This is a genomic window from Niallia oryzisoli, from assembly GCF_043641075.1.
Lineage (GTDB): Bacteria > Bacillota > Bacilli > Bacillales > Cytobacillaceae > Bacillus_BD > Bacillus_BD oryzisoli_A.
Genome location: NZ_JBHZRC010000013.1, coordinates 63,129 through 75,831, shown reverse-complemented (window position 1 = coordinate 75,831; position 12,703 = coordinate 63,129). Strand labels below are relative to the sequence as shown.

Annotated in this window: 10 protein-coding genes; 3 read left to right on the top strand and 7 right to left on the bottom strand. The window is 42.2% G+C overall.

The genetic code is table 11. From position 1 onward, the window contains the following. Window positions 1-279: 279 nt before the first annotated feature. From ACHUFV_RS23535 to ACHUFV_RS23505, 7 genes are all read right to left on the bottom strand, one after another. On the bottom strand, window positions 280-435 hold the full coding sequence (locus tag ACHUFV_RS23535; protein WP_394238447.1) for a hypothetical protein: 156 nt from the start codon (window positions 433-435) through the stop codon (window positions 280-282). A 105-nt stretch (window positions 436-540) separates the two neighbouring features. Then, complete coding sequence (locus ACHUFV_RS23530) at window positions 541-2,988, bottom strand: sensor domain-containing protein (protein WP_394238445.1); 2,448 nt, start codon at window positions 2,986-2,988, stop codon at window positions 541-543. 293 nt (window positions 2,989-3,281) lie between these two features. Further along, entirely contained in the window at window positions 3,282-4,490 is a 1,209-nt protein-coding gene (locus ACHUFV_RS23525) for a chromate transporter (RefSeq protein ID WP_394238444.1), read from the bottom strand. A 489-nt stretch (window positions 4,491-4,979) separates the two neighbouring features. Beyond that, window positions 4,980-6,293, bottom strand: coding sequence for a S8 family peptidase (locus ACHUFV_RS23520; RefSeq protein WP_394238442.1), 1,314 nt, complete (start codon window positions 6,291-6,293; stop codon window positions 4,980-4,982). A gap of 245 nt (window positions 6,294-6,538) precedes the next feature. Beyond that, window positions 6,539-7,831, bottom strand: coding sequence for a cation:dicarboxylate symporter family transporter (locus ACHUFV_RS23515; RefSeq protein ID WP_394238441.1), 1,293 nt, complete (start codon window positions 7,829-7,831; stop codon window positions 6,539-6,541). Window positions 7,832-7,944: 113 nt separating this feature from the next. Next, window positions 7,945-8,835, bottom strand: coding sequence for a response regulator (locus ACHUFV_RS23510; protein WP_394238504.1), 891 nt, complete (start codon window positions 8,833-8,835; stop codon window positions 7,945-7,947). A 10-nt stretch (window positions 8,836-8,845) separates the two neighbouring features. Continuing rightward, window positions 8,846-10,117 (bottom strand): ATP-binding protein, encoded by a 1,272-nt coding sequence (locus tag ACHUFV_RS23505; RefSeq protein ID WP_394238439.1) that lies wholly within the window; start codon window positions 10,115-10,117, stop codon window positions 8,846-8,848. A gap of 112 nt (window positions 10,118-10,229) precedes the next feature. On the opposite strand from ACHUFV_RS23505, the gene ACHUFV_RS23500 reads away from it, so the two are divergent. The 3 genes from ACHUFV_RS23500 to ACHUFV_RS23490 all read left to right on the top strand — a co-directional run bounded on the left by ACHUFV_RS23500 (window position 10,230) and on the right by ACHUFV_RS23490 (window position 12,653). Beyond that, window positions 10,230-10,487 (top strand): hypothetical protein, encoded by a 258-nt coding sequence (locus ACHUFV_RS23500; RefSeq protein ID WP_394238438.1) that lies wholly within the window; start codon window positions 10,230-10,232, stop codon window positions 10,485-10,487. 54 nt (window positions 10,488-10,541) lie between these two features. Continuing rightward, entirely contained in the window at window positions 10,542-11,459 is a 918-nt protein-coding gene (locus ACHUFV_RS23495) for an aldo/keto reductase (protein ID WP_394238436.1), read from the top strand. Window positions 11,460-11,735: 276 nt separating this feature from the next. After that, window positions 11,736-12,653: a VOC family protein gene (locus ACHUFV_RS23490; protein ID WP_394238434.1), complete on the top strand. Its 918-nt coding sequence runs from the start codon at window positions 11,736-11,738 to the stop codon at window positions 12,651-12,653. Window positions 12,654-12,703: the final 50 nt, after the last annotated feature.

Here is a 12,703-nt window from a genome sequence, read left to right as displayed (position 1 = left end):
TCCAGCGTGGGAACGGGCTTCAAGGGCCTGTTCTAATTACATTTCCCTTCGCTCCAGTGTGGGAATGGGCACCAAGTCCGCGTTCTGATGACCTTTTTCCTGTCTCCAATGTAGGAACGGGCATCAAATTCCCTTTCTGATTACCTTTTCCTTCGTTCCAGCGTGGGAACGGGCTTCAAGGGCCTGTTCTAATTACATTTCCCTTCGCTCCAGTGTGGGAATGGGCACCAAGTTCGCGTTCTGATGACCTTTTTCCTGGCTCCAATGTAGGAACGGGCATCAAATTCCCTTTCTGATTACCTTTTCCTTCGCTCCCGTGTGCATATGTGCACCAAGAGCCTGTTCTGGTGATCTTTTTCTTGGTTCCAATGTAGGAACGGGCATCAAATACCCTTTCTGATTACCTTTTCCATACTCCAGTACAGAAATGGGCACCAAGTCCGCTCTCTGATGAACTTTTCCTTCACCCCAATGTAGGAACGGGCACCAAGAAAAAAACTGAGCCTCCCCCATAAAAGGGTAAAGCTCAGTTTACTTTAATCATCTATCATTTGGAAGCATAAGAACCGCCCCTCTACTTCTTTCCAACAATGTTTCGATTTGTTGTGGTGAGGCGGGCGGGCTATAGTAGTAGCCTTGCATTTGTTTGCAGTCTTCCTGCCAGACTTTTTTAAGCTGGTCTTGGGTTTCGATTCCTTCAGCTATGGTGTTTAGGTTCAGCTGCTTGGCCAGGGTCATGATGGATTTGATAATGGCTTCGCTGATTTCGTTGGAATGGACATCGTTCACAAAGGAGCGGTCGATTTTTAACGTGTTGACAGCGAAGTATTTCAAATGGCTCATAGATGAGTAGCCTGTTCCAAAATCATCAATGGAGAGACTCACGCCCATGCTGCGAATCTGCTGCAGTGTTTCGATTAAGTCTTCTTTATTTTCGATAAGGATCGTCTCGGTAATCTCCAAATCAAGCCACTTTGCATCCAGCTGGGTTTCCGCCAGTACTTTTTCAAGTAATTGAATAAACTTATCCCGTTGCTGCAACTGTTTGACTGATACATTGATAGATATTCGAAGCGATGGATAGCCTTTATTCTGCCATTCCTTCGCTTGCAGGCAGGCGGTTCGTAAAATCCATTCTCCCAATGGAATGATTAGGCCTGTTTCTTCTGCTAATGGAATAAATTCACTTGGTGGAATTTGCCCCAATTGTTTATGATTCCAACGAACTAATGCCTCTGTGCCAATGATTTCACCTGATTCCAGATGGACTATCGGCTGATACGCCAGGTAAAATTCCTTGTGCTCCAGGGCATAGCGGAAATCATTTTCTAATCTGACTTTTTGAACGGTTTCGATATCCATTTTTGGATGGTATATTTCGTAACCGTTTTTCCCTCTTTCTTTTATAAAATACATGGCCGTATCTGCTTGTTTAATCAGTGTATCGACACTTACCTCTTCATTGCCAGCAAAGGTAACGATTCCTATGCTGACAGATAAATGAAACTCCAGATCCTCAAATAGAAATGGAACCTGTAAACTATTGATGATCCTATCCGCTGTTTCCGTTGCTGCCTTTTCATTTTCTATAGACGGCATGAGTATGATAAACTCGTCTCCGCCAAGTCTTGCCAGTGTTTGGTCGTCATCCAAACATTGATGGAACCGCTCCGAAACCTCCATTAAAAGTTTGTCACCGATATTATGTCCCAATGAATCATTGACGGTCTTAAAGCCATCCAAATCCAAAAACAGGAGCGCCATTCGATTCTTTTCTTTTACAGAATGCTTCCAGGCTTGAAGCACCCGGTCCTTTAGCAATGTCCGGTTAGGCAGACTCGTCAGCTGATCATAATAAGCCAGGTTTCTGATTTTCTCCTCATATTCCTTTTGATCTGTTATGTCCTTCGCAATCGCGAAAACTCCTGTCACCTCTCCGTCAACATAGATAGGGACATTCGTCACATTCGCATGAATTCGTTGATTATTTTTATTAAAAATAGTTAAATCGTAGTTTTGAGGCTCCCCTTGTTTTGCCAGCTCAAAATGTTCGAAGGTTCTCGGTAAATCCTCACCAACCACAAGTGATTGAAAGGAGATCTTTCCCATCTCCTTATTGGTATACCCTGTCTTTTGCTGAAAAACAGGATTTGATGTAATAAAGTTCCCTTCTAAATCCATTGAAAAAATAGCGTCAAAGTTATGTTCAAATAACGATTTATATTGTTCTTTTGTCCGGTTGTTTTCTTCCTCGAGACGTTTTCGCTCTGTCATATCATGAAAAACAACGACAGCTCCTGCCGGCTGACCCTTCCTGGTACTTAAAGGCTTGCCGTTTACAATTAAATTCCGTCTTTCAGCAAAGCCCTCTACCTCAACCCACATCTCGTATTGAAGTACATCGTCTCCATGTATTGCCCGATACAACGGTAAATCCTGATACCTCGTAATCCTTTTTGCATCAGCAGAAAAGAATGAAACCTTATGATTGAATGGGTTTGTCGATACATCCCAATATGATTGAAATGGCTGCGCAGCTTTGTTAAAGTAATTTATTTTTCCTTCGGTATCAAAAGCAATGACCTGCTCCTCCATGTTTTCTAGAATCGCTTCATAAAAGGCCTTTTGATGGAGGGTATCTTCTTGAGCCTGGTTTAACGCTTCGTTTATCTTTGCATTTTTAATAAGAAGCCTTGTCACTACAAGCAATATCGTCCAATTCGTCATACCGCTAATGAGAAAATCAGACAACACTTGAGATGGTATGTGGAAGCTGTATCTGTTTAGAAGTGCAGCTGATATCACGGAGCTTACAACTATACCGGCAATAAGCGCCAATTTCCAATAGGGATAGATAGTTAAGAACAAGATAATGGGGATAATCAATAATGACCATACGATAGGATGAAGATGATTGGCATAGATATAATCTACTCCAACTACAAGCAGGATCGAAAGTATAATTGGTATAGAATAGTACTTTTTCAAAATGATATCACTACTTTCTCGTTTCCCTCTAGGAGAATAGCCTGATGTTTAGTATAAACAGTCTATGAAAAACCGCAATATACTATAGAAAAATAATTTCATATTAATTATTTCCATTAACAAAGATGACATATTGTTTTGTAAAAAAAGAAAAAGCACAGACAAAATGCCTATGCTTAAGAAGAAATATATAGATGATTAAAGAAATGGTTACTATTAGTATAGCATTCATCATTCTTACAACCGATGATATAAATCACAGACTTAATCGGATTTATGTGCTACTTACCCTATCATGATAGAAGAGCTTGCAGCATTCCCCCGATGGCCCCAGTTATGACGACAACCCACGGAGGCAGCTTCCAGAAGGTTAGCATGCTGAACAAGATGGCTGCTAAAACAAAATCAATCGGCTCAAGAATGGAGTTGGTCCAAATGGGCTGGTAAAAGGCCGCAATGAGGATCCCTACAACTGCTGCATTTACTCCCGCCAAAGCCCCCTGCATGTTCGGATTTTTCCTTAGCGTATTCCAGAACGGCAGGGTTCCGAAGATGAGCAGAAATGCCGGGAGGAAAATCGCCACTGTTGCCAATAATCCGCCCACCCATCCGTCCTTAACAGCTCCTAAATATGCGGCAAATGTAAATAACGGACCTGGAACAGCCTGGGCTGCCCCATAGCCTGCAAGAAATTCCGCTCCACTTACCCAGCCGCTTGGAACAAATTCCCTCTCTAATAAAGGCATGACCACGTGACCACCGCCAAAAACAAGTGAGCCCGATCTGTAAAAACTATCGAACATGGCGATCCAATGAATTGAGGTCATATCCCGAAGGATTGGAAGAACAAGTAGCAAACCAAAAAACAATCCGAGACAGATGACAGCAAACCCGCGTGATACCGGTACATGAATGGTCGTATGTTCATCCTTGTTGTTCTTTTTAAAAAGGAAATAGCCTGCAATCGCCGCAGCAAGAATCATAACTATCTGCGTAAAGGCTGTTTGCCACAGCAGGGTTCCGATTAAGGCCAGTAACGCGAATGTTTTTCGCGCTGGATCGGGTGTTAAATTCTGAGCCATACCTAAAATTGCGTGCGCCACAACGGCTACTGCTACGATTTTCAAGCCATGGATCCAGCCGGTCTCTTGGATACTTAGCCCCTGAAGAATGAGTGCGAACGCAATCAGTGCGATGACCGAGGGAAGAGTGAAGCCTAAAAAGGAGACAATTCCTCCTAGTACACCTGCCCTCATGACGCCGATGCCTATCCCAACCTGGCTGCTGGCAGGTCCGGGCAGGAACTGACCTAATGCCACTAAATCAGCGTAGCTTTTTTCGTCCATCCATTTTCGTCTCCGAACATATTCTTCATGAAAATAGCCTAGATGGGCGATCGGCCCGCCAAAGGATGTGAGTCCGAGTCTGGTGGAAACGAATAGGATCTCTAGTAGTGTTCGAATGGAGGTGCTGCGTTTTTCCTTTGCTGCTTTATGCTCCATGTTTGATGCTGCCTCCTTTAGTTTTCAGTTACTTTGTTTCTATAAATTTGCTTTTTCCTAGATGCCTTTTTGTACCTTTTGAGGATCTATCAAGATGGTATCATATGTATTTTTTTATGATCTTTTATTTACTGAAACTTAATAATATGTATACAATTGGTGATTAGCAAAAATGCATGCTTTACTTTGGGGTCTTAATAAAAGGATTCCTGTTACCTTTTTTATTAAACCTAACTTCCAGCTGTTTTCTTCTTCTTGTCCTTTAGAACCCCTCTATAAGACATTTCCTCCAGCTTGTTCCTCCGACTTGTCCTTTAGAACCCCTCTATAAGACATTTCCTCCTACCGGACTCTTCGCTTTGTCCTTTAGAACCCATGCACATAAAAAAAACCTAAGACCCTATGCGGAGTCTTAGAATTTTCGCTCTTGTTTATGGTGTTGTTTGAAAGAGGAAAATGCCATGAAAGATTTTTAGTGGAATATGGGGATTATTCAGGGATTGACTTTTCTGCGTTGATGTAGCCGGCACCGTAGATATTTGGGTCTTTGCCTTTCCACATATCGGCATTCTTCATTAAGGCGGACTTTACTAGATCAGGGGTTAGTGAAGGATTACGCTCGAGCATGAGTGCGACGATTCCAGCACATATTGGTGTGGCCATGGATGTACCTGATAGCATAAAATAATCATTGTCGACTCGGGCATTTTTCTGCAGCTTGTCTAAATAAGAATTTGGCGCACGTAGTGAAACGATATTAACGCCCGGTGCTAATACATCCGGTTTGTTTAGCCCATATCTGGTCGGTCCGCGACTGGAGAAGCTTGCGACATCATCATCGTTTTTATCAACCGATTCGTTGTCATCGAGTGCTCCGACCGTAATCACTTTGTCGCTGATGCCAGGGCTGGCAATGGTTCCTTTGTTCGGCCCTTCATTTCCTGCTGCAACAACAACGACAATCCCGGAATCCCAGGCTTTCTCGACTATTTTTACCATCGGATCAGCATCCTCGGAACCGTAGTTTTGTGCGGTGCTTCCCAATGACATCGAAATAATATCAATTCGGTCTAATGGATGGTCGATATTGTATTGGATACACCAGTCTACCCCTTGCATAACCGTTTCTAGAGAACCGGAACCTAGTTTGTCCAATACCTTCACACCAACTAGAGTGGCATGTGGCGCAGGTCCTGCATAGGTAGGCGAAGCGGATGCAGCATCACCGGCACAATGTGTTCCATGTCCATTGTCGTCATATGCAGCCGTACGGTTGTTTACAAAATCCTTAAAGTCTGTAATTCGATTAGACAGATCCTGGTGTGGATGGATTCCTGTATCGATAATGGCAATTTTCACACCCTCGCCTGTTAATTCTCTTCCTCTTCGACTAATTCCTTTTGCACTTGCTGCTGGAACAGCTACATTAAGCAACGCTTTAACCTCACTGTTTAAATATACTTTTCTAATATGCTTGCAAGATGTGAGAACCTCTTCTAATCCAGAAGGTGTGATATCCACACTCATGCTGGACACCCTAGGAAAATATTGTCTAACCTTATTTCTCATATGACTATCCATAACACCTTCAACTACTTTACAACCATCCTCATAGCAGTCATCCTGGAACTCCACAATCACAGAAAACTTCTTGCCCCTTTTAATAGTCCCCTCAAAAAGCTTATGCAAAAAGCATGGGGTCCATTTAAAAGGTTTGTACAGGTTCAAAATTAATTCTCTTAACGGTCGTTCCAGCTTATCGGCATGAGCTCGTACCATTTGAACCATCGAATAACCAAACAAACTACTATCATCCCTTTCTTAGTTTTTAGTATATCGTATGAAGATAATAGAAAGATGGCATCCACGCTTGTCCGCTATTCTAGTAAAAAGGGCGTATAAATAGCGGGGCCAGTGCCAAAAAACAGAGGTACGGTTCTCTTGCTTCCAAGGAAGCAAGAGAACCGTACCCATGCATCTAAAACTGAACTAATCATCGGCGCCACTGCAAAAAACCGGCCTCCAAATGGAGAACCGGTTTTGTTATCTTATGCTAATTTTTCAATAGAAGTATTGTCTTCTAGGTTACTATTCTCGGCACCTTCTGGATTGAAGCGGCCTTCCCATTTTGACATAACCACCGTTGCCAGTGCATTTCCTACTACGTTTACAACTGTACGAGCCATATCTAGAAGTCTATCAATTCCAGCGATGAAGGCAAGTCCTTCAATCGGGATTCCTACTGTACCTAATGTTGCTAGTAATACAACGAAGGATACTCCCGGTACACCGGCAATTCCCTTTGATGTAACCATTAAAACTAATACTAATGTGATTTGTTCCGTGATACTTAGATCAATACCATACATTTGCGCGATGAAAATGGCGGCAAGTGCCTGGTATAGTGTAGAGCCATCCAGGTTAAAGGAGTAACCTGTCGGAACAACAAAGGAAACGATATCCTTTGGACAGCCAAATTTCTGCATTTTTTCAATAACCCTTGGCAATACCGACTCTGAGCTTGATGTTGAATAGGCCAAAAGCAGTTCGTCTTTTAAAGTTTTCATTAGATGGAAAATGTTGATGCCTACAAGCTTTGCAATTCCGCCTAACACGACGACGATAAAGAAAGCCATTGTTGCGTATACAAGGATCATTAATTTTCCAAGCGGCAGTAACGATGCCAAACCGAATTTGGATACCGTTACCCCAATTAAACCAAAAACACCCAGCGGAGCAAATCGCATAACGAAGTTTGTTACCCAGAACATTGCATCTGCTACACCCTCGAAGAAAGCAAGCACCGGCTTTCCTTTGTCACCGATTGCCGCTACTCCTAAACCAAAGATAACAGAGAAAAAGATAATAGCCAACATATCGCCGGCTGCCATCGCTGAAACGACGTTTTTCGGAACAATGTTTACGATAATATCCAATATCCCATGACTCGAGCTCTGGACTTCCTCCGTTGTATGAACATATTGGTCAATGGAGGTTTTTGTTAGTGATGACATGTCAATGCCTTCACCGGGATGGAAGAGATTCGCTGACAGTAAACCAACAACAATCGCAATGGTTGTGACAATCTCAAAGTAAAGGAGTGTCTTCCCGCCAAGCTTTCCCAATTGTTTGATATTTCCAGTCCCAGCAACCCCTATGATTAAGGTTGAAACAATGATTGGGACTACAATCATTTTTATCATATTTAAGAAGATGGTTCCCAACGGTTGTAGATATTTCTCTACACCAGGATTCCCATAAAAGACCGCTCCGACAATGATACCTAAGACTAAACCAGCAAGAATTTGCCAAGCTAATGAAAATTTAAATCTTTTCTTCATTAAGAAGTCACCCCTTTTTTGAAATTATTTTTCATTAAAAATTGAGCTAATTCCAATAATATGGGGCCACTACCGAATCCGACAAAATCCGACATTTTCTTTTTTCGAAAAAATTAACCCTGATGATATTTTTCCTGCGTTTCCAAATATAGCATCTGGAGAAATTTTTTTATATTAATTTTGACCTTTGCCTCCTCATCCCGCTCCTCTTGAATGGAGACCATATGCTTTCTTACTTCCTGAAAATCAAAATAACGCGGCGCGTAATACTCAAATTCTGGATTGGTGTAATCGATCGACCCTAATGAAACCAAATTATTAAATGCCGTTAAAATGGTGCGGCGAATGCGCTGCTCAATGGCTTTGCTTTCTTTTTTCACATCCACGTTCGTAAATTCGCCCTTCGCTGCAACCGCTTCGTATAAATCCTTCAAAGGCGGAAGTTGGACTACCTTCTCGCTGGAATTCATGAGGTGTTCAATAATAAACACAATGTCATCACTGCCAGCCCCCCCAATGATTCCCATATCATTGAGGATGGACATGACGATTTCTTTAACCGTTTTCTCTCTCACTTTAGAGTTATCTAAGCCGATATGTGCCAACGTTTCCTGAATCGTGCGCAGGGAATTTTTTAACAAAAATTGCTCGGCTGTTTTCTTTAAAATACTCTGAACCTCCACACGATTAATGGGTTTATGTATAAAATAATCGACGCCCTTCTCGTACGCCTCCCCAACTATTTCCTTCGTTACCACTTGGGAGATCATAATAAACTGCCCTTTGTATCCTTCCGACCTCAATCGTTCCATCGTTTCAATTCCGTCAAGCTCGGGCATGAGTAAATCAATTAAAACCACATCAGGATTTCTCGTGAGGACGGGTGAAAGACATTGCACGCCATTTGCCGCCTCCCCAATCACCATGCCGAGATCACCATCGATAATGATGTTCTTCAGCATAGATCTGCTTGCCTTGTCATCATCTACAATAAAATAGCGCAGCTTAATCCCCTCACTTTCGTATGGACTTTGTTGGAATCTGGATGATAAACGTCGTTCCGTTTTCCGGTGTTTCTATGTTAATTTGTCCATTTAGCGTATGTACAATTTCCTTTACATGAGATAAGCCGATTCCCGTTGCTGCAACGCCATGCTCGTTGAACTTTGTTGTGTAGCCAGGCTCAAAGATCACAGGTACATCTTCCTCCGAAATTCCCTTGCCTGTGTCCGTAATAACAAAAAACGTGTTTGCTGACTCCTCAAATACATCAAAGTAAATCTCGCCTTTTTCCGAAATAGATTCGACTGCATTTGCAGCAAGATTATTTAATAAGGCTAGCAGCGGAATTTGCTGGTCTGTTTCATAATCAACGGTGATTTTTTTATGAAAATGGATCTTTTTCTTTAAAAGCTCACTGTAGCGTTCATTAGCAATCAGGACCAGGCTAAGTACATCGGAAAGGTTGAGTTTCTTTTGCATTTTCTCCACACTAAGCTTTGTAAGACCGGAAAGAATCCGCTGAGAATCCTTTTTCACCTCATGTATTTCTTGAGCTATCTGCAAAGCCTGAACACTTAACAAATGGAGCTCCTTCTTTTTCAGCTTCCGATATAAATCATGACTGGAAGCCGTAATTTGTTCGATATGATTCATCGATTTTTGCAAATATAGCGTTTCGGCATAAAGCTCAGAGCCAACCCGCAGTATTTCCTGCATCCGCTTCTTTTGTTCGGAAATCGTGATGGTGCTATATAGACCCACAACAGAATAACTGCGAATCAATGCAACAACCGTTATTAATCCCCATATTCTTAGGTCAAGACTTACCTGCTGATGCAGTCCGTTTCGTGCAAGCTGCTCCGCACCATTTGCAATGAATTCGAACAAGAAAGCCCAGCCCCCTAATGGAAGCGGACGTGTTTTGTACCTATCGATTTTTATCATATGAAAACCAAGAGCAAAAAGAAAGTAGAACAAAAATGCAGGTGAATGATTGATGAAGCTCGATGACCAGAGAGTATCTTGAAATAGAATATCCTCGATTGTCCGGATACAAACGACAATCAAGCCTGTCATGATTCCCGTCCGGATGACGGACACCGGAGGCCAAATCAGAATCATCAAGAAAAATGCTACACTTCCAAGCCCAAACCGGAAAGCCTCTCCTTCAAAAGGAACCACTTTAATTTCACTGGCAATCGTCGTCAGTATCGCCGTCAAAAGCATAACAAGCCAATCATTTCTGCTAAATGCTCGAGTGGAAAATGAATGTAAACCAAACATAGAAATCTCCTATAAAAAGCATAATTTTTACCGTCCACAAAGACTCAACTATAAGCAGAGTATAGCATATATCCACAACAAAGAAGCAGAGGCCCTGATTTTTTATCGTGAGATGCGGCGGGACGGTTCTCTTGCTTCCGATTTGGAGAGGAGGAAGCGGCGGGACGGTTCTCTCGCTTCCGGTTTAGAGAGCAGGAAGCAGCGGGACGGTTCTCCCGCTTCCAAATTGGAGAGAAGGAAGCGGCGGGACGTTTCTCTCGCTTCCAGTTTAGAGAGCAGGAAGCAGCGGGACGGTTCTCCCGCTTCCGGTTTAGAGAACAAAAGAAGCAGGAGAACCGTCCCTATAGTTGAAAATGTGCCTGCTGACTGATATTGTAAGACTCGTTATATAGAGAACCTGTTTTTATGATCGGAGGAATGAATGGTGAGAAAAATGAGATTGGGCTCAAGCAGCCTAGAGGTACCAGTTTTAGCGGTTGGCTGTATGCGTATGAATAAGATAGAAAAACCTGAGGCTGAGCGCTTTATCCAGACTGCCTTAGAAGAAGGTGTAAACTTTTTTGACCATGCTGATATATATGGTCATGGAGAATGCGAGGAAATTTTTGCTGAAGCCATACATATGAACGATGACGTTCGTGAGAATATCATTCTGCAATCGAAATGCGGTATTCGTAAAGGAATGTTTGATTTTTCAAAGGAGCATATTTTAGAATCGGTTGATGGGATTCTGCATCGGCTTCGAACCGATTATCTTGACGTCCTTCTTCTGCACCGGCCAGATGCCCTCGTTGAGCCTGAAGAAGTAGCAGAAACCTTTGATATTCTGAAAAGCTCTGGAAAGGTGCGCAACTTTGGTGTTTCAAACCACAATCCAATGCAGATTCAGCTGCTTCAAAAATACGTCAAAGTGCCTCTAGTGGCAAATCAACTGCAGCTAAGCATCACCAACTCCACAATGATTAAAAGCGGACTCAATGTCAACATGGAGAATGATGCCGCTGTTAACAGGGATGGGAGCGTGCTTGATTATTGTAGACTAAACGATATCACCATCCAGCCATGGTCCCCTTTTCAGTATGGATTTTTCGAGGGCGTCTTCCTCGGTAATGAAAAGTTTCCAGAGCTGAATCAGAGAATCGATGAAATTGCAGCTAAATATGAAGTAACCAACACAACCATTGCGATAGCCTGGCTCTTACGCCATCCCGCAGACATGCAGCCAATCATCGGTACAATGAATACCGAAAGATTGAAGGACTGCTGTAAAGCAACCACTATTCACCTCACTCGTGAAGAATGGTACAGCATTTACCGTGCTGCCGGGAACATACTCCCTTAAAAAAGGAAGCATGGGGACGGTTCTTTTGCTTCCAAATCGGAAGCGGAAGAACCGTCCCTTGATATTCTAAAATCCTCTGATATAGAATAAAATCCTTTGTTTGTATGTGATTTTCAGCACATGATACCGCTTTCAACAGTCTAAAAATTATTTTCAAAAACCCAATATTTTGCAAGAAAAGTGTGATTAGACATTTTTCGCCAAATGTTCTAAATTTAGTATTGTAATGGAAATATTGGGGATTCGGGATATTTTAGTAAGGGGAGGATTTTTGTAATGATACGCTATAAAAAATTGGGCTATGCTGTTTTGTGTGTAACAGATCTTGAGAAATCAATTGATTTCTACACAAATATTGTGGGAATGCAGTTTGTTGAGCAGGTTGGTGAAACCGCTTACCTTCGTACAAGCCATGATCATCACAATTTAATTCTAGAACAGGCTCCTGAAGCCGGATTGAAACGGGTTGGCTTTGAGCTTGAAAAAGCATCACAATTCGACGATGTCTTTAATTATTTACAGGAAAAAGGTCTAAATCCAAGAGAATTAAGTGCTAAGGAAGCACAGGAATTAGCACAAGGGAGAACGCTACGCTTCAAGGATCCAATTCTAGGGGTAACCTATGAAATGTATGTTGAAATGATGCAAATGGGAACTGCCTACAAACCAACGAACGGGCTGGAAATTGAATGCTTACTACATGTGGTATATGAAACAAATCAATTTGATGAAGTTTATGACTTCCTTGTCAATACAATGAACATGGCCGTATCTGATATCCAAGGCCGTGAAATGGCTTGGGCATGGTTACGTGTGTGGCCTAACCCTTACCACCACTCTTTCGCCATCACGAAAGGACCTGAAAATAAACTAAACCACATCGCCTATAAAGTAAAATCAATCGATGATATTGGTAAACAAGTGAATGTCTTAAAGAATCACAATGTAAAGATTCACTTAGGACCTGGCAGACACCATCCATCAGGAAGCGTATTTCTATACTATGCTGATCCAGATGGCATCACGCTTGAGTACAGCCAAGGAATGGAAGAGTTCCCTGAAGAAAATCCACGCGAACCACGCCGCTTAGAGCCAAGTCTTTTGACTCTTGATGAGTGGGGCGGACAACCAGGAAAAGACTTTGGTAAATACGGAAAATTAATTGTCGAGGATGAAGAAGTCGTTCCTCAATAATAGAGTCATATAGATAAAGGATCTTTCTTGATAGAAGAAGGATCCTTTTT

Excerpts from the sequence above, each read along its gene's own strand:
- ACHUFV_RS23515 (WP_394238441.1), bottom strand. The coding sequence starts at position 7,831 with ATGAAGAAAAGATTTAAATTTTCATTAGCTTGGCAAATTCTTGCTGGT.
- ACHUFV_RS23505 (WP_394238439.1), bottom strand. The coding sequence starts at position 10,117 with ATGTTTGGTTTACATTCATTTTCCACTCGAGCATTTAGCAGAAATGAT.
- ACHUFV_RS23525 (WP_394238444.1), bottom strand. The coding sequence starts at position 4,490 with ATGGAGCATAAAGCAGCAAAGGAAAAACGCAGCACCTCCATTCGAACA.
- ACHUFV_RS23490 (WP_394238434.1), top strand. The coding sequence starts at position 11,736 with ATGATACGCTATAAAAAATTGGGCTATGCTGTTTTGTGTGTAACAGAT.
- ACHUFV_RS23500 (WP_394238438.1), top strand. The coding sequence starts at position 10,230 with ATGCGGCGGGACGGTTCTCTTGCTTCCGATTTGGAGAGGAGGAAGCGG.